Origin of the sequence: Auritidibacter sp. NML130574 (genome assembly GCF_003185725.2) — a bacterium.
GTDB classification, from domain to species: Bacteria; Actinomycetota; Actinomycetes; order Actinomycetales; family Micrococcaceae; genus Auritidibacter; species Auritidibacter ignavus.
Map to the genome: position 1 here is coordinate 2,361,405 of NZ_CP031746.1, position 21,427 is coordinate 2,382,831.

The 21,427-nt window shown below is 62.0% G+C and carries 18 protein-coding genes and 2 pseudogenes; 10 read left to right on the plus strand and 10 right to left on the minus strand.

Annotated features, from left to right (window positions below):
- Positions 1-87 precede the first annotated feature (87 nt).
- Positions 88-720, plus strand: coding sequence for a biotin transporter BioY (locus DCC27_RS10745; RefSeq protein WP_110099848.1), 633 nt, complete (start codon positions 88-90; stop codon positions 718-720).
- Here the strand turns inward: DCC27_RS10745 and DCC27_RS10750 are convergent.
- Positions 622-1,272, minus strand: coding sequence for a TetR/AcrR family transcriptional regulator (locus DCC27_RS10750; protein WP_110110752.1), 651 nt, complete (start codon positions 1,270-1,272; stop codon positions 622-624). The two genes, DCC27_RS10745 and DCC27_RS10750, sit on opposite strands and share 99 nt — an antisense overlap.
- A 15-nt stretch (positions 1,273-1,287) precedes the next feature.
- Between DCC27_RS10750 and DCC27_RS10755 the strand changes: the two genes are divergently transcribed.
- From DCC27_RS10755 to DCC27_RS10765, 3 genes are all read left to right on the plus strand, one after another.
- Positions 1,288-2,034, plus strand: a complete 747-nt coding sequence (locus DCC27_RS10755; protein ID WP_110110753.1) for an energy-coupling factor ABC transporter ATP-binding protein — start codon at positions 1,288-1,290, stop codon at positions 2,032-2,034.
- On the plus strand, positions 2,031-2,627 hold the full coding sequence (locus DCC27_RS10760) for an energy-coupling factor transporter transmembrane protein EcfT (protein ID WP_110110754.1): 597 nt from the start codon (positions 2,031-2,033) through the stop codon (positions 2,625-2,627). Before DCC27_RS10755 ends, DCC27_RS10760 begins: the two co-directional genes overlap by 4 nt.
- 92 nt (positions 2,628-2,719) lie before the next feature.
- Positions 2,720-3,664 carry an aldo/keto reductase gene (locus tag DCC27_RS10765; protein WP_110110755.1) on the plus strand — a complete coding sequence of 315 codons (945 nt, stop codon included), beginning with the start codon at positions 2,720-2,722 and terminating at the stop codon, positions 3,662-3,664.
- Positions 3,665-3,670: 6 nt separating this feature from the next.
- On the opposite strand, the gene DCC27_RS10770 is transcribed toward DCC27_RS10765, so the two are convergent.
- The 3 genes from DCC27_RS10770 to DCC27_RS10780 are packed head-to-tail and all read right to left on the minus strand — an operon-like array spanning position 3,671 to position 7,724.
- Positions 3,671-5,740, minus strand: coding sequence for an acetoacetate--CoA ligase (locus tag DCC27_RS10770; protein WP_110110756.1), 2,070 nt, complete (start codon positions 5,738-5,740; stop codon positions 3,671-3,673).
- A 45-nt stretch (positions 5,741-5,785) separates the two neighbouring features.
- Positions 5,786-6,565, minus strand: coding sequence for an ABC transporter ATP-binding protein (locus DCC27_RS10775; RefSeq protein ID WP_110110757.1), 780 nt, complete (start codon positions 6,563-6,565; stop codon positions 5,786-5,788).
- Between the two features lie 55 nt (positions 6,566-6,620).
- Positions 6,621-7,724, minus strand: coding sequence for an ABC transporter permease (locus DCC27_RS10780; RefSeq protein WP_110101536.1), 1,104 nt, complete (start codon positions 7,722-7,724; stop codon positions 6,621-6,623).
- A 140-nt stretch (positions 7,725-7,864) separates the two neighbouring features.
- On the opposite strand from DCC27_RS10780, the gene DCC27_RS10785 reads away from it, so the two are divergent.
- A complete protein-coding gene (locus tag DCC27_RS10785) occupies positions 7,865-9,190 on the plus strand; it encodes a sensor histidine kinase (protein ID WP_110101537.1) in 1,326 nt (441 codons plus the stop codon).
- On the plus strand, positions 9,183-9,812 hold the full coding sequence (locus DCC27_RS10790) for a response regulator transcription factor (RefSeq protein ID WP_110101538.1): 630 nt from the start codon (positions 9,183-9,185) through the stop codon (positions 9,810-9,812). Before DCC27_RS10785 ends, DCC27_RS10790 begins: the two co-directional genes overlap by 8 nt.
- Here DCC27_RS10790 and DCC27_RS10795 read toward each other — a convergent pair.
- The 4 genes from DCC27_RS10795 to DCC27_RS10810 are packed head-to-tail and all read right to left on the minus strand — an operon-like array spanning position 9,809 to position 13,725.
- Positions 9,809-10,753, minus strand: a complete 945-nt coding sequence (locus DCC27_RS10795) for an NADP-dependent oxidoreductase (protein WP_110110758.1) — start codon at positions 10,751-10,753, stop codon at positions 9,809-9,811. The genes DCC27_RS10790 and DCC27_RS10795 overlap by 4 nt on opposite strands.
- A 29-nt stretch (positions 10,754-10,782) precedes the next feature.
- Positions 10,783-13,095, minus strand: a complete 2,313-nt coding sequence (locus tag DCC27_RS10800) for a cation-translocating P-type ATPase (RefSeq protein WP_110100085.1) — start codon at positions 13,093-13,095, stop codon at positions 10,783-10,785.
- A 28-nt stretch (positions 13,096-13,123) separates the two neighbouring features.
- Entirely contained in the window at positions 13,124-13,357 is a 234-nt protein-coding gene (locus DCC27_RS10805; protein ID WP_110100086.1) for a heavy-metal-associated domain-containing protein, read from the minus strand.
- Positions 13,358-13,389: 32 nt separating this feature from the next.
- Positions 13,390-13,725: a metal-sensitive transcriptional regulator gene (locus DCC27_RS10810; RefSeq protein WP_110110759.1), complete on the minus strand. Its 336-nt coding sequence runs from the start codon at positions 13,723-13,725 to the stop codon at positions 13,390-13,392.
- 156 nt (positions 13,726-13,881) lie between these two features.
- Between DCC27_RS10810 and DCC27_RS10815 the strand changes: the two genes are divergently transcribed.
- The 3 genes and pseudogenes from DCC27_RS10815 to DCC27_RS10825 all read left to right on the plus strand — a co-directional run bounded on the left by DCC27_RS10815 (position 13,882) and on the right by DCC27_RS10825 (position 17,773).
- Positions 13,882-15,057 (plus strand): hypothetical protein, encoded by a 1,176-nt coding sequence (locus DCC27_RS10815; protein ID WP_110110760.1) that lies wholly within the window; start codon positions 13,882-13,884, stop codon positions 15,055-15,057.
- A gap of 36 nt (positions 15,058-15,093) precedes the next feature.
- Positions 15,094-16,224: an FAD-binding oxidoreductase gene (locus tag DCC27_RS10820; RefSeq protein WP_110101541.1), complete on the plus strand. Its 1,131-nt coding sequence runs from the start codon at positions 15,094-15,096 to the stop codon at positions 16,222-16,224.
- Positions 16,225-16,463: 239 nt separating this feature from the next.
- Positions 16,464-17,773 (plus strand): annotated as a pseudogene (locus tag DCC27_RS10825) (ISL3 family transposase).
- 62 nt (positions 17,774-17,835) lie between these two features.
- Here the strand turns inward: DCC27_RS10825 and DCC27_RS10830 are convergent.
- Positions 17,836-18,832: pseudogene (locus DCC27_RS10830) on the minus strand (IS481 family transposase).
- Positions 18,833-18,965: 133 nt separating this feature from the next.
- On the minus strand, positions 18,966-20,216 hold the full coding sequence (locus DCC27_RS10835) for an IS256 family transposase (protein WP_110111027.1): 1,251 nt from the start codon (positions 20,214-20,216) through the stop codon (positions 18,966-18,968).
- A 513-nt stretch (positions 20,217-20,729) separates the two neighbouring features.
- Here DCC27_RS10835 and DCC27_RS10840 point away from each other — a divergent pair.
- Entirely contained in the window at positions 20,730-21,404 is a 675-nt protein-coding gene (locus DCC27_RS10840) for a response regulator transcription factor (protein ID WP_233488086.1), read from the plus strand.
- Positions 21,405-21,427: the final 23 nt, after the last annotated feature.

Genomic DNA, 21,427 nt, shown 5'->3' on the forward strand with positions numbered 1-21,427 from the left:
TGAACGCTGTTCAGTGAACGGTGTTTTAAACCCTCAGGTGTCCCGCCTGCGGATGATTTCTCATCGACCGTTGGAAGAATTCACATCATGGCTGAAACCACCACCCCTGACGATGCGCGCACACCTCAACACGAGGCGAGAACCTCTCGCTTTCGAGGCGGTGTCTCGGCCCGCGCGCTGGCACAAATAGCGGTGTTTGCCGCGCTCATCGGAGCCTTCGGACTCGTTGGCAGCATCAATATTGCCGGCGGTGTGCCCATTACGCTACAAACCTTGGGGGTGATGCTGGCCGGTTCCGTGCTGGGACCCTGGCGCGGACTCGGTGCGGTGGCGCTGCTGGAACTGGCCGTAACACTGGGACTGCCCCTCCTAGCTGGTGGTCGTGGTGGTATCGGCGTGTTCGCCACCCCGACGGTGGGCTACTTGATCGGCTGGTTGGCCGGTGTTGTCGTCATCGGCCTGATCGTCCACGGCGCGAGCTCATGGCGTACCGGGTTGCGCATTACCTGGTGGAAAGTGGCACTGGGCAGCATCGTCGGCGGTATTTTGGTGATTTATGCTTTTGGTATCCCGGGGCAGGCGTTGATGACCGGGCTGAGCATGCTGGAGACCGCCTATACCTCACTGGTCTTCTTGCCCGGTGACCTCACCAAGGTGGTGCTGACCGTGCTGATCACCATGGGGCTGTGGCGCGCCTACCCGAAGGCCTTCCGCGCCTGAGGCCGAGGAGGGAATAACCACCTTGAGCATCTGGGCAAAATCACTGCGCACCTGGTTCCGCTCCGGCACCGTGTCCGCGGTGGTCAGGCCCAGTTGTTCGGCCTGCAATCGCTGTTGGGAGACCACGGCCGCACCTAAGATCAGTGACACCAGCGTGTCGGTCAGCAACTCCGGGTCTGGTTCCTGGTCCATTTCTCTGGCCTGGCGCAAGCTACGCCGAAGCCGGTTGCCTCCGGTTCCCAGTGCAATCACCGAGCTGACGAGTTCTGCGGCATCGCGGGTGGCGAGCAATCCCTGGTACAGCGTCAGGGCGCGGTGGCTCAATGAATCGGTGTTACGAATCTTCATGCCAGCCAAGATCTCATCGGCCATTAGTGCCAGCAACGACTGTTTATCTTTGACATGCCAGTACAATGCCGAGGGCCGCACCCCCAGCGTGGTGGCCACCCGGCGCATCGAGACATCGGCTAGCCCGTGGGTGCGCAGGATCTCCAGTCCGCACCGGATGAGATCGTCCACCACGATAGGGACCGATGTTTTCCGAGAGACCATGGGAATATCATAACGATGACGATTGCCTTCGATCAGTTGTGCGTCAGGGTTGATGCACCCGGTGAATCCTCCGGCCAAGCACAACTTCTGACCGATATCACCGCCGAACTCGACGCACCTCGAATCGCCATTATTGGCGAGAACGGTTCGGGTAAATCCACCCTGGCCCGCGTGCTGGCCGGTCTGCTGGGGTATACCTCCGGTGCCGCCACGGTGAATGGACACCTGGTCTCCCAGGGGCCTGGGAAAGCGAAAATGGCTCCGGGGTTGCGTGGCAGGATCGGGATGATCTTCCCGCAGGCAGCCGCTCAGGTGGTCATGCCCACGGTGGAAGAAGACATCGCGCTCTCATTGCGTGGCTCCGGGCTGTCCAAAGACGAGATGACCGCCCGCGTGCAGGCGGCCATGGAAGCGCACCACCTCACCGAGCTGGCCGATCGGCCGTGTCTGTCTCTGTCGTCGGGACAACTGCAACGCTTGGCGCTGTGCTCGGTACTGATTACCGAGCCACAGCTGGTGATCGCCGATGAGCCGACCTCGATGCTGGACACCCGCCACGCCTTGTTAGTCCGACGCAGACTATTGCACCTGCCGAGAGAAACCCAGCTGGTGTTGGTCACCCACGACCTGGACTTTGCCACCGCCTGCGACGACTGCTTGTGGATCCATCAGGGGCGTCTGCGCGAACACGGTCACCCCCGTACGGTGGTGGAAAACTACCTGGACTTTATTCATTCCGAGATCGACCAGGAACGAATATGATTTCGCTCTATATCCCCGGAAACTCGCTGGTACACCGAGCCCCGGCCGGGCTGAAACTGCTCGTGCTGGCCCTGACTGCTCTGGTGTTGTTTCTGATTCCACCCTCCTATCCGGCGGCCGTAGTTTTCGTGCTCCTGCCGATTCTGGGGTATCTGGTGGCCCAACTTCCGTTGCGATTGCTGGTGACCGACCTGTTGCGACTCTCTTTTCTGCTGGTCTTTCTGGTGGTCACCCAGCTGATCTTTCTGGACCCCGTCCACGCTGCCACCAATACCGCACGACTCATCTCGATCATCCTGCTCGCCCAGGTGCTGACCCGCACCACCGAGATTTCGGGCATTGTGGCCACGACCGAAAAACTCTTCGGGCCCCTGCGCCGGTTCGGGGCGAATCCGGAGAAGATTGGGTTGGCGCTGGGGCTGATGCTCAACTCGGTGGGAACCCTCTCGGCGGTCATCAACCAGGTCAGAGAAGCCCAACGCGCCCGGGGTGTGCGCATCGCGCCGTGGTCGTGGGTGGTGCCCGTTTTGGTCCTGAGCTTGAAACACGCCGATGATCTGGGGGATGCGCTCACCGCCCGCGGCCTGGACTAACCCGTCTGCTCAACGAGGTCCTGGAATCCACCCCCGCTGATGTGTTGTGATGAGAAAAGCAGTACCCCCGGTAGAGAAAGGATGGCTCGGCGATGACGCAACAACGTGTCACGATCCCCCAGACAGACTTGGACGTTTTTCCACTGAACCTGGGGACCAATACGTTCGGCTGGACCGCAGATGAACCCACCGCCCACCGGATCTTGGACGCCTACTGTGATGCCGGGGGTAACTTTTTAGACACCGCCGACACCTACCCCCATTGGGCGCCGAATGCTGTGGGAGGTGAATCCGAAGCCGTGATTGGATCCTGGCTGGCTCGCCAGCCTCGTGACCGCGTGGTGGTGGCCACCAAAGTCCGCGATTTTCCGCAGGCACCACAGACCTTGGACTATCTTCAGTCGCAGGTGAAGGAGTCCCTACGCCGTCTCCAGACTGACTACATCGATCTGTACTACGGGCACTTCGACAACACTGAGGTGCCGATTGCCGATCAAGCTCGGGCTTTTGACGAGCTCGTCACCGCCGGGCACATTCGCTATATCGGTCTGTCGAATTATTCGCCCGATCGGATGCGGGAGTGGTTCTGCGTGGCCCGAAAGGAGAATTTGGCGTTGCCGGTGGCGATCCAACCGCACTACAACCTGGTTCGTCGTGCCGACTATGAAAACACCTACCGGGCCGTGGCCGAAGAGAATAATCTCGCGGTGTTCCCCTACTTCGGTTTGGCAGCAGGGTTCTTGACCGGAAAATATCGCACCGAGGCTGACTTAGAAACCGAACGAAAGAACCACGTCTCCGAGTACTTTAACGCTGACGGTCTGCGTGTGGTGGACCAGCTCGTCGAGGTTGCGCAGCACCACCAGGTCCAACCGGCCTCCGTAGCGCTGGCGTGGCTGTTGGCCCGTGGAGTCACGGCCCCGATTGCCTCAGCCCGCACGGTCGAACAGCTCCCGGCCTTGCTGGAAGCCACCACGCTACAACTCAGCGACGAAGAAGTCCGGTTGCTGACTGAGGCCTCCGAGATCTTCGCCTGATCACCGTCACTGACGCTGAGCGACGAAGTCCTCAGCTTTCTTGATGTACCACTCCAGGGTGTCGGCATCGCTGGCGGTGGCCTTATTGACGGTATCGGGTGAAGCACCTTGGAAGAGTCGTTTCACCGGAACCTCCAAGAGCTTGCCAGTCTTGGTGGTGGGTACTGCCGGGGCTTCGATGATCTCGTCCGGGACATAGCGCGGAGAAATCCGAGTGCGAATGGCCGTGACGATATCCTGTTTGAGCTCCTCGGTCACAGAGGTGCCTGGGATGGGCACCACAAATAGTGGCATATAGTAGTCGCCACCGGACAGCTCGGCACCGATCACCATGGATGTTGCGACGCCGTCAACCCCGTCGACCACCTGGGTGATGTCAGCCGAGCCCATCCGGATGCCACCACGGTTGATGGTGGAGTCAGACCGGCCGTGAATGATGAAGCCGTTGCCAGCAGTCTCGCCGGTTGCGCTGAGTGTTTCGCCCCCGGAGAGTTCGGTGGCCCAGTCCCCGTGACGCCACAGGCCATCGAAGACGTCGAAATAGGCGGAGTGATAGCGTTGGCCATCCGGGTCGTTCCAGAAGTAGATGGGCATGGACGGCATGGGCTGGGCGACGACGAGTTCGCCGACCTCGTCAAAGACGCGCTGGCCTTCGGGATTGACGACGCGGGCATCAACCCCCAGATAGGCACCCATCAACACACCGCGACGTACCGGCCGATACGGGTTAGTGCCGACAAAGGCCGAGCACATATCGGTGCCACCTGAGTCCGAACCCAGTCGCAGGTCGGGATTAATCGCCTGATACACCCATTCCCAGGTGGTGTCGGGCAACGGGGAGCCGGTGACCATCATGGTCTTGATGCTGGAGAGATCCACCTGACGGTTGGGGAAGATCCCGGCACGTTCGGCCAGTGAGAGCAGGGCGGCGCCGGTGCCGAAGAACGTGACGCGGTGTTTGGCCAGGATCTCGAAGGTTTTGGCGGGTCCGCCGGCAGTGGGGGAGCCGTCGTAGGTGATGATGGTTGCCCCGGACATCAGCATCGCTAGCAACAGGTTCCACACCATCCAGGTGGTGGCCACCGCGTAATAGCTGCGATCATCGGGCCCCAACCCGGCGTGGATGCCACCGAGCTTGTAGAACTCGATGGTCATTCCGCCGTGCGAGTGAACGATGCCTTTGGGCTTGCCGGTGGTGCCGGACGAATAGAGCACCCACAGCGGGTGGCCAAAGGGTACTTGCTCGTATACCGCCTCGTGGGTTTCCGCAATGACCTGGGAGTACCGGGTGGAGGTGATTGAGCCCAGATCGGGTAACTCGTCGCCCAGCTCCACCCCGGCAGTGGTGAGGTGCTCATCGGCGCAGTAGCGGTCAATCAGCAGGTGATGTTCCACGGTAGGAAGCACCTCGAGCAGGGCGGGAATGGTCGGGCGCAGATCGCGGTAGGTGCCGTTGAACTCGAACCCTTCGGCAGTGATCAGCACCTTCGGCTCAATCTGCGCGAAACGGTCGGCCACACCGTGGGCGGAGAAGTCCGTATTGACCACTGACCAGATGGCACCCACCGAGGCCGTGGCCAGCATGGCCACCATGGTCTGTGGCAGATTCGGCAGTACCGCCGAGACCGCGTCCCCGGGTTGTACCCCGACTGCCCGCAGATAGTGGGCGAGTGCAGCAACCTGGTCGTGGAATTGTCGCCAGGTGAGTGTTTCGGTGCCACTGAGCTCGTGTTCACCGATGATGGCTTCAGCCTCGGGTTGCGTGGCAACATGGCGGAGCATGTTTTCGGCGAAGTTCAGACGAGCATCCGGGAACCAGCGAGTGTGCTGCATCTCCTCGCCCTCGTAAACCGTCTCGGAGCCGGTCGAGGCGATCACATCGGAAAACTCCCAGACTTCGCGCCAGAAGTCAGCCAGGTGATCCACCGACCACCGGTGCAAGTCCGCGTAGTTTGCCAGAGTCACCCCATATTTGTCTTCGATTCGCCGAGCAAAACGGGTCATCGGATGATGGGCGGTGTGTGCAGCGGTAGGCTCCCATAACACCGGGTGTGTGGTCTCAGCTGTTGATGACATAGCCTGGGGTTCCTTCCGATGCCGACGAAGTGTTCGCCCCTTAGATTACCGCCTGTGAGGCAAAACACAACACACCTCCGGTGAGGCGTACGCGAGTTGTGGGGTGGCGGGGTCATCCTCGTGCTGTTCGTGGAGCACACCGTCCTGTAGCACCACGGTGCGGTCCATTACCGCAAGCATCGACCGGTCGTGGGTAATAATCACCGAGGCGAGATTCAACTCGTGGGTCAGCTCCGACAACAACGTCATGATCCGGGTGGACAGCTCGTGGTCTAGGGCCGAGGTGGGCTCATCGGCCAGGAGCACGTCGGGCTCACCCATCAGTGCCCGGGCGATATTGACACGCTGTTTCTGACCGCCGGAGAGCTGGGAGGTGTTGCGGGACCCGTAGCCGGGCAGACCAACCCGTTCCAATAGCTGTTCGGCCCGAGACCGACGGGCGCGCAGGGCCCGACCGCGCACACCGCGCAGGTGCTCGGTGATCAGTAACTGATCCATCACGGTCAGCGAGCTCAATAAATTCGGTTGCTGGAAAATGAAACCAATGTGATTCAGCCGTACCCGGGCCCGTTCCGACGCCGAGGCGGAGGAGATGTCATCGCCGGCGATGATCACCTCGCCGCTGGTGGGGGCGATCAAGCCGGCGGCGATGGACAGTAACGTGGACTTACCAGATCCGGATTCTCCCAGCAGTCCGGTGACGTCACCGGGGTGGGCGGTGAGGTCGACGTGGTCCAGGGCGGTGATGTCGGAGTCTCCGTCGGGGAAGATCTGGGTGATCTGGTTCAGTTGCAGAGTTGGTGTCGTCAGTGTCGATGCAGTCATGATGTCTCCTGTGTGCAGAGAGGGCAGAAGCCTGGTTGGGGTCGGTGGCTGGTGGCTAGGCTGCGGTGCCTAGGGCTTCGAGTGGGTTGACGGTGGCGACCTTGCGGGTGGCGATCAGTCCGCCGATCATGCCCAGCGCCCAGATACCGACCATCGGGCCGAACAGGGTCAGCCAGGTGAGTTCGAACGGTAGGACACCGGCTGCTAGTGCGCCGAGTCCGCTACCGGCCAGGGTGCCGATGATGACGCCGACGGCCAAAATGATGCCGGCTTGACCCAGGGCATCTTTGAACAGATAGGTCCCGGAGGCTCCCAGGGCGCGAAGCACCGACAGCTCGCGGGTGCGTTGCAAGGTCCAGACGGTCAGAAAGGAGACGATGACCAGAGCAGAAATCACGTAGAGGAAGCCCTGCATGCTCACCAGCGAACCCTGTTCGGATTGGTGGGCTGGCAGTGCAGAGAAAGATTCCTGGGGGGTCACTGCCAGGGTGTCGGTGTTTTCGGCGGTGGTGGACCACGAGCCATCGGCCTCGTCGGGCTCGGTGCCCTGGACCAACAGCACGGTGCCCACAACGGTCTCGGCATCGGCTTGCTGGTGGGTGGCGGCCGCCCAGGTGTCGGTGTCGGTCCAGACCACCGGGGAGTGTGAGTAGTACTCATCCTCGCTCATACCGGCGACCTCGACCTGTTCAGAGCCGACCGTGATGGTCTCGCCGACGCGCAACTCATGGTCATCCGCCACCGACTGGGACACCAGAGCGGTGCCGGGCCGAACGGTTTCCCCTGAGGGGATCGCGGTTCCCTCCGGCAGAGACAGCAGAGCGATCGAGGAGGTGAAGTCGGTCTCCATCGTGGTTTGGCTAGCACCCAGACCGGCGACGTGATCTACACCGTTGGCCTCGGCCCAGTCCTCGGCCTGGCTGGCGGTGATCTGGGAATTGGCGAAGCTGGGGTCGGCGGTAGAGCCGTCTGGGTTTTGTTCTGCGGAGAACACCACCCGGTCGGCGTCCAGGGCCTGTAACGCGGAGGTGTTCTGGGCGCCGAGTCCGGCGGTGAGCCCGGTCAGCATAATCAGCAACAGGGTCATCATCGCGATCACTGCGGTGATCAGGCTGAACCTGCCTTTGGCATGGAATATTTCACGAACAGCAAGAAACATGGGGTTCCTTTCGTTGACTCACCAGCTATGCCTTCTAGTCTTCGCGTGAGGAAGAGCAGACACATCGGCTAACCGGTTGGAACCTGGCTCAACCTTTTGGTTGATGCACTCGGTGAGAAACCCGACTACGCTGACAATACGTGACCGTTGCGACACCCGAGCCCGTAGCGCATCTGACCACCGGCCATCCGGCTCCGGTGGAGTCGGTGATGCGCTGGTTGCGGGTGGTGTTGCACGTGATGTTTGCGTTTCTGCTGGTCTTCGCCACGATCCGAGCCGTGCTCTGCGAAACGCTGAGCTCTGGGATGCAGATCACGGTCGTCGTCTTGGCTGTGATGGTTGCTGCCATCTATGTGGCCGGCACCGTCTGGGAACGCCGAGTCGGGCTCGCTGCGTCCAGGCTGGCTTCCCGTTATGCGCCCGTGTGGCTCGTGGCGGTCATCGGTGGCTGGACGATGCTGTGTTTGATCTCGGCCGAATTCATCTGGGTGATGTTTCCCTTGGTCTTCGTCAGCATTCACGTGCTGACACCCATCAGTCGACTGCTTGCTCTCGGATGCCTGCTGGTGCTGTTAACGGTCACCATTGGAGCCGAGTACCTGGCCTCCGGGGCTGTGCAGGTCGCCGGGGTGATCGGACCGGTACTCGGCACGGTGGTGGCGGTGGTGGCCTACCGGGTCTATCACGTGCTGCACGATCAGGCGGTGGGATACCGCAAGCTGGTCGAGGACCTGATCGTGACTCGACACGAGCTGGCCACCAGCGAACGTCAAGCCGGACAGTTGCAGGAACGTCAACGGGTCTCCCAAGAAATCCACGACACCCTCGCCCAAGGATTCTCCTCACTCGTGCTCCTCTCCCGGGCCGCCCAACATGCCGTAGCCGACCAGGACACCGCACGGTTGCACGATCAGCTCCACCTGATGCACGACAGTGCCGAAAAGAACCTTGCCACCGCCCGCAAACTGGTACAGACCATGGCGGATCCGGCCACGGCCACCGAGGCGCTCGACGACAACCACCAGGCGCCCACCGGGTCACAGCTGATGCGACAACTAGGGGCGATGGTGCAACGCCACCAAGCCGAAGCGCGCGCCCAACGCCAGCCGGTGGAGCTGCTGCTACGCGGTGAACCGGCGGTGGAGGACCAACAGCTAGTGATCCAGACCGAGCGGTTCACCCCGGTGCTACGCATCGCCGATCAGGCACTGACCAATGCGCTGGCTCACGCCGCGGCCTCCACAGTGGTGATCACCGTGACAGCCACCGCCGGGATGCTCACTCTCGACGTTTTCGACGACGGCACCGGGTTTGACCCCGAGGCCGTGGACACCGAGCACCATTTCGGGCTCTCGGGCATGAAGACCCGGGCCGTTCAGGCCGGAGGAGAGCTCAGTGTGGAGTCAGCCCCGGGCGCCGGGACCGTGATCGGACTGCGCATACCGCTGGGAGGCGAGGATGATTAAGCTGATGCTGATCGATGACCACCCGGTGGTCCGTGCTGGGCTCAGGGCCATTCTGGAAAGCTTTGCAGACATCAGTGTGGTCGCCGAAGGCGCAGATGGCACCGCGGCGTTGGCAGACCACCGACCGGATGGGGTCGACGTGGTGGTTATGGACTTACAGATGCGCGGGATGGGCGGACTCGAGGCCACCCGGGCATTAGCCGAAGAGGCCCAGCAGACAGGGTCAGCGCCACCGGTGCTGATTCTGACCACCTATGATTCTCAGGCCGATATTCTGGCGGCAGTCTCCGCCGGAGCGGTGGGGTATTTGCTCAAAGACGCTGCTGAGGACCGATTACACGAGGCAGTACAAGCTGCCGCCCGGGGTGATCATGCTTTTTCCTCCAGAGTCTCCCAGGTGCTGATTTCCCGGGCCCAACAACCGGCCGATACACAACTCTCGGCCCGGGAGCTACAGATTTTGCAGGCCTTGACAACCGGGGAAAGCAACCGCGATATTGCCCGTAGCCTGTTTATTTCCCAAGCAACAGTGAAGACCCACCTGGTGCATATTTATCAAAAACTCGGGGTCGATAATCGCACCCAGGCGATTGCGGTAGCCCGGGAGCAACGACTCGTCTAGCTCACGCGCACCACAATATTGCCGATGGCATGCCCGGATTCGACGGTGGCGACCGCCTCGGCGACCCGATCCCAGTCGAGGATCTCTGAGACCACCGGCAAGGTCGGGTGCTGGGTCAGCTGGGTGGCGATGCGGGAAAAGATCTCGCGACGGCGGTGTCGGGTCACTCCACTGCCACCCAGGGTGGTGGCCAATGCTGGGTCGGCCACCGAGCGAATGCGCGGTGGGCAGTGGTCTCCGGCCAGCAAGGTAGCCGCTGCGGTGAGGGTTTGGCCCCCGACGGTGTCAAACACTGCAGCGATGGTGGGGGATTTTTGATCAGAGACAGCCTCAAGGGCCCCCGTTGGCACGTGGCTGGCGCCCAAGGACTCGACCAGTTCTTTTTTACTCTCCGAGGCCACCCCCACCACCCTGAGGCCGCGCCAGGTGGCTAATCCGGTCACCGCCGAGCCCACACCTCCGCCGGCCCCCAGTACGAGCAGTGTCTCGCCACGACTGAGCCCGGCTTGTTCGAGTTCGGCCAGCCCATCCCAGGCGGTGCCCACAGAGGTCGGAATACAGCAGGCTTGGGCAGCGCTCAATCCCTGAGGTATCGGGGTTGCGGAGGTAGCGGTCAGGAGTGTGTACTCGCCCAGGGTGCCCACTCCGGCAGCGGCCGAGCCGAAGACCCGGGTGCCCACCGGAATCTGAGTCGCGACCTCCGGGGTGAGACCGGGTCCGAGGCTGACCACGGTCCCGGCGGCTTCCCGCCCCATGGCCATGGGGAATCTGACGGGAAATGACCCGGTGCGGGCCCCGGACCGGACCTTGAGGTCTCCGGGATTCAGTCCCGAGGCCTCAGTGCGGATCAGCACCGTGTTCTCGGTGACCTCCGGGACCTCGACGTCGAGCACGCCGGAGACCTCGGGGCCACCGTAGCGGGTAAATCCATAGATCTGCATGGGTTCACCCTAGCTGGCACCCCGGACCACTAGCGGGCGAAACGAGTCAGCCGCAGTGAATTGGCCACCACCAGCACCGAGCTCAGTGCCATCGCGGCCCCGGCAATCATCGGGGACAGTAGCCCGAAGGCTGCCACCGGGAGGGCGAGCACGTTATAGGCGAATGCCCAGAACAGATTGGACTTAATCACCCGGAGCGTTTTCCGAGACAGCTGGATCGCCTGGGTGATCTGCCCCAGCGAGGATCCCATCACGGTGATCTGTGCGGCCTGACGGGCCACATCGGTGCCTGAGGCCATCGCGATGCCCAAATCGGCTTGGGCCAGGGCCGGGGCATCGTTAACGCCATCACCCACCATCGCCACGGTCTCGCCAGCTTCTTGGAGTTCGCGGATCTTGGCAACCTTGTCCTCGGGGTGAACTCCGGCGACGACGTGGTCGGTGTTGATGCCCACCTGACTGGCGACCCAGGTGGCCACCGAGCGGTTATCCCCGGTCAGCAACATGGGGGTCAGGTCCATCTCCGTTAGGTCTGCGATCGCCACATCGGCGGAGTCCTTGATCTGATCGCGGACGGCAATGATCCCGGCCGGGGCCTCATCGATGACGACCCAGATCGCGGTGGCTGCGGTTTCCTCCAGAGCATGGAAGGCGCGTTCGGCCTCCGGGGAGAGGCTGATCCCAGCCTGGTCGGTGACAAAACTGGTGCGACCCAGCACCATGCGATGATCTTCTACGGTGGCGAAGATGCCGCCACCAGCGGTGGCGGAGAACTCGGTGGCCTTCGGTAGGTGGCCGAGTTGCTGGCCGGCGTCGACGATGGCGTGGGCGATGGGGTGTTCGGAGCCGGCCTCCGCGGCGGCGGCCAACCGGAGAATCTCCTCGGAAGAGAAACGCTCATCCAAGCTGGTGGCCTCAGACACCGACATCGAACCTCGGGTGATGGTGCCGGTCTTGTCGAAGACCACCGAGGTGATCTGGCGAGTGTCTTCTAAGACTTCCGGGCCGCGGATCAATATGCCCAGCTGGGAGGCACGGCCGGTGCCGGCCAACAGCGCCACCGGGGTGGCCAGACCCAAGGCGCACGGGCACGCGATAATGAGTACCGTGACCGCGGCGTGGAAGGCCTGCTGCCCGGTGCCGAAGACCAGCCACAAGATCAAAGTGAGTGCGGCGATGACCAGTACGATCGGGACGAAGACCGCCGAGATGCGGTCGGCGATCCGGGCAATGGGGGCCTTCTGTGACTGGGCGTCGGAGACTAGTTGCCCCATGTGTGACAGGGTGGTGTCCTCGCCGGTGCGGGTCACCCGAACGAGAAGACGACCCGAAGAGTTGATGGTCGCCCCGGTGACCGTATCATCGGGGCCGACTTCAACCGGGACGGATTCTCCGGTGATCAACGATGTATCAACGGCGGAATGACCGGAGACCACGTAGCCGTCGGTGGCGATTTTATCCCCGGGCCGGACCACAAACTCGTCCCCGATCTGCAGTTGGCTGGCCGGAATCTCGACCTCGGTGCCCTCACGGACCACCACCGCGGTTTCGGGCGCTAACGTCAGCAACTCTCGCAGCGCGTCCCCGGCGCGGTGCTTGGCGCGATCTTCTAGCCAGCGGCCAAGCAGCAAGAAGGTCGTGACCACTCCGGCGGTCTCAAAATACAGCTGATGGTCGTGGTGGCCGGGGACCGCGGTCATCATCGGGTCCATCACCAGCCCGATGGTGGAATAGGTCCAGGCCGCCAACACGCCCAGCGACACCAGCGTGTCCATCGTCGACGCGCCGTGCCGGGCCGCTGCGAACGCTGCAGAGTGAAAAGGCCAGGCGGTATAAAACACCACCGGAGTGGACAGCACCAGCGCCACCCAGCCCCAGTGGGGAAACTGGGCGAACGAAAACATCGAGATGATAAACAACGGCACGGTCAGGATCGCCGCCACGATGAAGCGGGGTTTCAGCGTGCTGGCCGATGGGCCGTGGTTCATATGGTCTTCACCGGAGTGTTGATCCTGCCCGTCGTGGTGGTCGTGCTCAGCGTGGTGTTCATGCCCACTGTGGTGGTGTGGGCTGTGGTGCACTTCGGCGTCATAGCCGGCCGAGGCCACCGCGTCAATCAGTTGCTGGTCGGTGACCTGTTCGGGGGCCTGCACGCGAGCGTTATTCAGCGGCAGGTTGACGGTGGCCGAGACCCCGGGGAGTTTGGTGAGTTTCCGTTCCACCCGGGAGACACAGGATGCGCAGGACATCCCGGAAATATCGAGGGTGACGGACCGGTCATCGCCGGTGTGGGGCGTGTCCGCGGAGCCGTGGTGGGTCGAGTCGTTGGACGGGGTGGTCATCTCAGTGTCCTTCGTAGTGTGTGTCAACTCAGTGTGCGTCAACGAGGGTGTAGCCGGCTTCGTCGATGGCCTCGGCGTACTGGTGATGAGTCGGCGCTTGGGTGTCAGTGGCTACAGTCACCGTAGCGATCGAGGTGGCTTCGGGGTGCAAGTCCACCGCAACCTGCTCCACGCCGGGTAGTTGGGTGAGTTCACGGGTGACTGCCTGCACGCAATGCTCGCAGGTCATTCCCGAAATATCCAGGGTGGTGGTGGAAGTCATGGCGGGTAATCCTTCCTGTCAGTGGACTGTGTTTAGCTTCGAGTCAGCCGGGCGATTGCTGCGGTGGCTTCGGCGACCTTCTCCTGTAACTGCTGCTCATCTCCGGACGCGGCGGCTGCTGCCACACAGTGGCCCAGATGGTCTTCAAGGAGTTTCACACTCACCGCATGCAGAGCCTTGGTGACAGCAGAAATCTGGGTCAGCACATCAATGCAGTACTCGTTATCGGCCACCATGCGCTCAATGCCACGCACCTGCCCTTCGATCCGACGCAACCTGGTCTGATAACTCTGCCGATGATCGGTACAGCCATACTGATGCCGGTGCTGTGCTGTGTCCGGAACTGGTGGTGGTGTCGTGGTGCTCATCGCAAGTCTCTCCTGATGCTGGGTCGTTCACTACCCATAACTATACCCCGAGGGGGTATATTCCCGGGAGGGCCTAAACCTCTCTGGGCAATCGAATGGTGTCGGTGACGGGCCAGCTGTCGACGCAGGCCCGGGCGGTGAATCTATGATGGAGTAATGACCACCGCCCCCGCAGCGTCCTCCCCACCCCGTTCGGGCTCATTTCGCATTGAATCCTGGGGTATCTGGGTAGCGATCATCGCCGGGGCGCTGGGAGCCATGGTGGGCTGGTGGTTCTTTTCCGACCAGCTCACGCCCCTGTCCGGTTTCGCGTCCGTGGGAACCGTCACCGGTATCTCTGCCGGGATCACCGCAGCGCTGGCCACGCTGATTGGCCTGTTACTCGCCTCTGCCCCCCGCCGTGGTGCGCTGGCGTGGATGCGATCCCGGGCCTGGTTCTGGCTGGTGTTGGACTGGGTTGGGCTGATCATTCTGCACGGGGCGATTGTGATGTTGGCCAGTCTGGCGCTGTTCCGGTTATTCCAGCAATCCTTCGTGGGACTCGAAATTGACGCGATTGCCGCCACCGCCATGATCGGGATCGTGGTCGCAACTGCCGGGTATTTCGGCCTCAGCTCGGCCGCGCGCGCCTCAACGCGCTCCCTTTCCAGCCTGCTGGCAGTGTTCATGGCCTCCGGCATTATCGCCGCCATGCTCCTGGCCGAAAACCCGTATTGGTGGCACGCCTTCTTCTCCGAACTCGGCACCGGCCAGGCCGGGGTGCTGTCCTTCTGGACCTTCAACACCACCCTGACCGTCTCCGGGCTGGTGCTATTTACGCTGGCCAATTTCATCTCTCAAGACTTGCGCACCTACTCCGACGTGCGTCGGTCCACGGGCAAACGTGGAGGCTCCATTTGGATGCTACGTAGCGGGCTGATGCTCATCGGTGCCTGTCTGATGGGGATCTCGATGGTCCCCATCAATATCAATGACCCGCTGCACACACTCTTTACCCAAATTCTGGCCGCCGTGTGCCTCCTGTTATTTGCCACCATCCCGATCTGGTTACCCGGCGTGCCGGTGGTGATCTACCTGTTTTCCTACCTGATGATCGGGTTGTCGATCTTTGCGGCGGTGCTGTGGTGGCCACTGGGTTACTACAACCTCACCGGGGTGGAACTGGCCATGGCCGGAATCCTCTTCGCCTGGCTGGTGGTCTTGATCCGCGCGTTGAACGACGCCAACGGCTACGCCTCGGACCAACCGCGTCCGCGGGCCAACACGCCAGCCGGGACCTACCCCGAGGCCACACCGGCTACCACCCCGGCCCCCGCACCCGCTGACGTCTAACCCGGCACCAACACAACCTACAGGAGCACATCAACGATGGACACTGCACACGTTGTCGTTCTGGGCGCCGGCATTCAGGGGCTGATGACCGCGGTCTCGCTCGCCGACGCCGGGCATTCGGTGGTCGTGATCGACCACGACGACTCGCTGGTGGGCCCTGCCGGTCCGCGTGCGGACTTTGCCGGTCTCGGCGCCGTGATCAACCAGGTCACGACCATCGCCCGGCCCGCGCTGGAGGAATTGATCCGGCAGGGTTTGGCCGCCCACTCGCGCGTGCACGACGCAGCACTGATGCGACGGGTTGAGGACCAACAGGGCCCCAGCCCCGAGGAGTTCCAACCCTGGCTACACCTGACCGGGGTCATCGTGCTTGCCGACCGGTCTCATCCCACCGGCCCGGCAGACCAGGTAGCCAGCACCACCCTGAGTCGCGCTGACCTGGCACAGCTGGCCCCCAGCGTGCGACTCAATGCGGGCGGTGCCGAGGCGGGCCACGCTCTGCTCATCGACTCCGAGGGCTACCTGGACGATGACCGACTCATCGCCGAACTGGTCTCCCAACTCACCGAAGCCGGGGTCGCCATCGTCGCCGGACGCCTCGAATCGATGTCATCCACCGATCGGCAGGCCCACCTGCGGCTGCGGTACCGGCTACCCGCTGACCACCCCAGTGAGCCGGGCGGCTGGGGCGAGATCGAGGAAATCACCGCCGATGTGGCAATCCTCGCCTCCGATAATGTTCCGGCGACCGGCCACGAGGTGCTGGCCGTCACCGAGCCCATCGGCGTCGATCTCCACCATGTGGTGCTCACCGCTGGAGCTGCCATCCGCCCCGATACCAGCGGGCGAATCCGGGTACGCATGGCCGATCAGAGCACGCCGGAGGACATTGCCAGCCATCTCGCCGAGGTGTTAGGCGAGCGCCCCGTGGTCGAACACCTGACCACGGTGCCACAGTCTTCGGCCGATCCGGTCGCCGGGTATACCGACCAGCACCGCAGGCTCTACCACCTCAACGGCGGAGCACTCTCGCTGACACTGGCGGCGCTGTTTGCTGAGGTAGCCACCACCGAGGTGGGCGCTCGCGGACCGCACGCACGAGATCATCCCCCGGAACCGACCTACGCCGATCACCTGCTGGCTGAGTTCCGTCCCGAAATGTCATGACATTTCGGGTATTGCCACCACGTTCTCTGCGCAGAGACCCTTCTCAGGAAGCTAGCCCATGAACATCTCAAGCATTGTTCTCATTGGAGCCACGGCTGCCATCATCCTTGGCATTGGCGGCTCTTCGTAATTGAGGGTGTGGATCAGTGATTTCAGGACACGGCGTGGCGCTGCCCGGATAGACGTCGAGGTCTTCCGATGATGGAAGTTCTTACACAGTCCATCCGAAAGACCTCGACGTGTCCAAGCTTACTTTCTCATCTCCTGATCTCACGACGTTCTGCCGGCTCGACTCCCTTGACCTCACGTGCATTGGCCAGCACATCACCGGGCACAAAGCCATTCTGGAATGCCAGCCCAACACTGCCGATGACTGGTGCCGACGGTGTGGCGGACACGGGATCGTCCGCGACACCGTCGTCCGCCACCTCGCCCACGAACCCTTCGGCCACCGGCCACCACGCTTCACATTCGCCTCCGCCGGTACAAATGCGTCGAATGCGGCCGCGTATGGCGTCAGAACACCACTGCTGCGGCGCCACCACGAGCGAAGATCTCGCGAACCGGCCTCGACTGGGCGCTGCGTGCCCTCGTCATCGACCACGACACCGTGTCCGTGATCGCAGGCAAACTCGCCGTGTCCTGGCACACCGCGAACTCCGCGATCCTCGCGCAGGGACATCGACTGCTGATCGACGACCCGGCCCGGTTCGACGGGGTCAGCGTCATTGGTGTCGACGAACACGTCTGGCGGCACACCAGGCGCGGTGACAAGTACGTCACCGTCATCATCGACCTTACTCCCATCAGCCAGAAAGCAGGCCCGGCACGCCTGCTCGACATGGTGCCCGGACGATCGAAACAGGTGTTCAAGCAATGGTTGAAAGCCCGACCGAAAGACTGGCGTGATGGCATCGACGTCGTCGCGATGGACGGGTTCTCCGGCTTCAAAACAGCCTCCGTTGAGGAACTGCCCGAGGCTGTCGAAGTCATGGACCCGTTCCACGTCGTCAAACTCGCCGGTGATGCCCTCGACGAGGTACGCCGCCGCATTCAGCAGGAGACCACCGGGCATCGCGGACGAGCAACAGACCCGTTGTATCGGGCGCGCAGGACTCTGCACACCGGTGCTGATCTGCTTACGGCCAAACAGCAGGAGCGGATCGTAGACCTCTTCGCCGACGCCAACTTCACCGCCGTCGAAGTCACCTGGGCCGTCTATCAAGACATTGTGCGCGCTTACCGAACCAACGACGGCAACGAGGGCAAGAAGCTCTTACAAACAGTCATCGACGATCTGACGACGAATCTGCCGACAGGACTGGCCGAACTCAAGCGGTTGGGACGGACTCTGAAGCGTCGAGCTGCTGATATCCTGGCGTTCTTCACCCGACCGGGAACGTCGAACGGGCCTACCGAAGCGATCAATGGCAGGCTCGAACACCTACGGGGCTCAGCGCTGGGGTTCCGCAACCTCACGCACTACATCGCGAGATGTCTGCTCGAGTCCGGCGGCTTCAGACCGGTTCTACACTCTCAATTACGATGAGCCGCATTGGCGCGTGGATCTCTTTTGTCGTCGGAAAAAAGCACGACACCGAAGACGATTGGCTAGTTGTACTTCCCCGCGAGGTTGTGAACGCGTTCAGCTGGGGTGAGACCTCCGATGCCGGTGTGGGGTCGGTGATGATTGTAGTGATGGAGTCAGGCCTGGTAGGGATCAGCGTGTTCGTTCTCGCTGGTGTAGGGCCCGGGGGTAAGCCGATTCCGATGCCAGAGTCTTGTTGAATCTTTCCACCGTGCCATTGGTGTGGGGTCGGTATGGCTTGGTCCGCTTGTGCTTGACACCCTCACCGAGTGCCTTGGCAATAGCGGCTGAGCGGTAGCAGGCACCGTTATCAGTTATGACCGCTTTGACAGTGTTTCCCAGATCGTTGAAGAATGCGTTAGCTCGCTTCCAAAAGCCGGCTGCGGTTTCTTTCTTCTGATCATCTAAGATCTCTGAATACGCGGCCCGGCAGTTGTCATCAACCGCGTGGTGACGATACCGGTATCCGTGAACTGGCACGGTTTTACGTGCCTGTATCTTGTTCCGTTGGGCCGCATGGTGACCCTCGCTTCCCCGGCCGTGGACTCGCCAGCCACCACTGTCTGGGATCCGGCCCTGTTTCTTAATATCGATGTGAACCAGCTCCCCTGGAGCGGCGGCTTCGTAGCGTTTGGGTTTGGGCTTGCGGACGGGAGGCCCGGTGGCCTGGTCGATATCGCAGAGCCTGGGCATGTTGTAGCGCTCCAGGACACGCCCCACAGTCGAGCGTGGGATACGCAGGTGGTAGCTGACCCGGTGTGGCCCCCACTTGCGGTTAAACCGCAGGTTAATGATTCCTTGTTCGGTCTTGGCAGGACGTTAGTTGGGAGAGGTGTGGGGCTGGGAACTACGGTCTGTCATGGGCAGTGCGGCCCGGTAACGGTCTGCCCATCGTTTGGCGGTAGCCGGTGAGCATGGGAAGCGTTCTGCGGCTTGGCGTATCGGTCATCCATCATCAACAATGAGCCCGGCGATGCGTTGAGGCCCCACCGGGCTGAAAGATGCGTTAACGTGAGTCATGAAGACCTCCGGGTTAGGTAGGAGTTGTGGTAACCCCATACTGCCCGGAGGTCTTCCCTAAATCACACCCGGTCAAGTCCTGAGTAGTGGTGTATGAGTCGTGTTCGGGGTGTGGTCTCGTTTCAGGGTGTGTTCAGGCGGGGATGGCTTCGAGGGTGGGCTCTGTGGTGCTCACCTTTTGACTGCTGGTGGGCTCGAGGGCCTGGGCTGTTTCGATGGATTCCAGCGAGAGGTATCGGCGGGCTTCTGCCCATTCATCGTGCTGCTCAGCCAGCACCGCTCCGAGCAGCCGGGTGATGGAGTCGCGGTCGGGGAAGATCCCCACGACATCGGTGCGGCGGCGGATCTCGCGGTTGAGTCTCTCGTTGGGGTTGTTGGACCAGACTTTGCGCCAGATCTGGTTGGGGAAGGCGGTGAAGGCCAGGATGTCTTCCCGGGCGGCGGCGAGGTGGTCAGCGACCTTGGGCAGCTTGGCATCGAGGTCCTCAACGACTCGGTCGAACTGGGCATGGACGGCCTCAGGGCCGGGCTGGTCATAGATGCTGTGCAGCAACGCCCGCACTGCTGGCCACTGCTGCTTGGGAGTGATGCTCATCAGGTTCGCCGCGTAGTGGGTCCTGCACCGCTGCCAGGCTGCCCCAGGCAGGGTCGCGGCCACCGCGGCCTTCAGCCCGGGGTGGGCATCAGAGGTGACCAGCTTGACCCCGGACAGGCCCCTTGCGACCAGGTCGCGGAAGAAGGAGAGCCATCCGGCTCCGTCCTCAGCAGAGGTGACCTGGATCCCGAGGATCTCACGGTATCCGTCGCTGTTGACTCCGGTAGCGATCAGCGCGTGGATGTTGATCACTCGCCCATGCTCACCGACCTTGATCACCATCGCGTCTGCGGCGACCAGGGTGTAGGGCCCGGCATCCAACGGCCGGGTGCCGAAGGCCTCGACCTGCTCATCGAGCTCGGCGGCCATGTCACTGACCTGGGACTTCGACAGGCTGGTGATCCCCAAAGAGCCGACCAGCTTGTCCATCCGGCGGGTGCTGACACCGAGGAGGTAGCAGGTGTCCACCACCGAGGTCAGAGCCCGCTCCGCGCGTTTTGTGCGCTCCAGCAGCCAGTCGGGGAAGTAGGATCCTTCCCGCAGCTTCGGCACCGCGACATCGATGGTCCCAGCCCGGGTATCGAGCTCTCGGTGCCGGTAGCCGTTGCGCCGGTTGCTCCGGGATGCATCACCGGCACCGTACTCGGCCCCACAGACCGCGTCAGCCTCGGCCGAGAGCAGGGTGTTGATGAAGATCTGCAGCAGTTCCCGAATCAGGTCCGGAAAGGCCTGCAGGACCTCTTTCTCCAGAAGGGCCTTCAGGTCGATACTGGAAGGGGTGACGGTCATCGTCGTGGCACCTTTCGAGAGTGCTGTGAGAGGTTCACTCGAAAGAACACGCGGTGGCCGTCACTGTCATTCCAACAGCCGACTCACCGAAGCTCGTACACCACTATCCCGGACGCTACTGCCGAGTACGCCCCAGCCCCAGAGAGCCTCGCGAACAGGGTCAGCAGCCTAGGTGGAACCTGTCACACACAACTCAAAGAACAGCAGTTCACCGTCACTGTGACTCTGCCGATCACATCCGCAGGCGAACAGGCGACCCTCAGATGAGGGATGCTCTACACATGAGCACCGGCTTCTCATGGGGGCATGAAGACTCTAGTTACCACGCTCTTCCTGCTGTCCACACTTGTACCGACTCCCGAAGCCCAAACGCCGCTACGAGCCCAAGAGCTCCCCCGGACAATCAACCGCACTTGTAACATCGGTCGAAGCAACCGCAGAAGCTTACGCGAAGCCGACCCAATGTAAGTTATGGCGTCTCATCAATAAGCCCAAGTATCGAAAGTACTGTCTGTGACTAGCCCGCGCCCCACTCCCTCAGAGCCGATCTCGGTCCTGGTGGTTGATGATGATAAGTGGACCACCAAGGCCATCAACATGGCATTGCAGAAAGACCCCGCAATCCGGATTGTCATCGCCGCATCGGATGGAGCTGAAGGAGTCGAGGCGTATCGCTCGTCCTCTCCCGATATTGTGCTGATGGACCTGAATATGTCCCCGGGTATGAACGGCGTGACCGCTATTGAGAAGATCCGTCAGTTCGACGCAGAAGCACGTATTATCGTGCTCACCACGGTCTCACCTGGGCCAGGGCTGGCTCGCGCTCTAGAGGCCGGCGCGTTAGCGGTCGCTCGGAAAACTGCGTCAGAAGCTGACTTGCGAAAAATCGTTCTGGCTGCCGCTCAGGGAGATGATCCAAGACTGCTGAAACGCCTAGCCCAAGACACTGTGATCAGTGGCGACCTGCTTCCTGATACGCCCGTAGTGGTTCCCCATTTGACTCCAGCCGAACGTGACATTCTCATACTCATCACAGACGGGCACGGCTACGAAGAAATCGCGAAACGCCAGGGCATCACCGTATGGACAGTCCGTTCCCATGTGAAGAAACTAAGAGAGAAACTCTACGCTGAGAACCTAGCTCAGCTCGTAGTCCGCGCCCTTCAATACCGTTACATTTCTCCCTGATGGCTCCGTGGCGAATCGGCGGA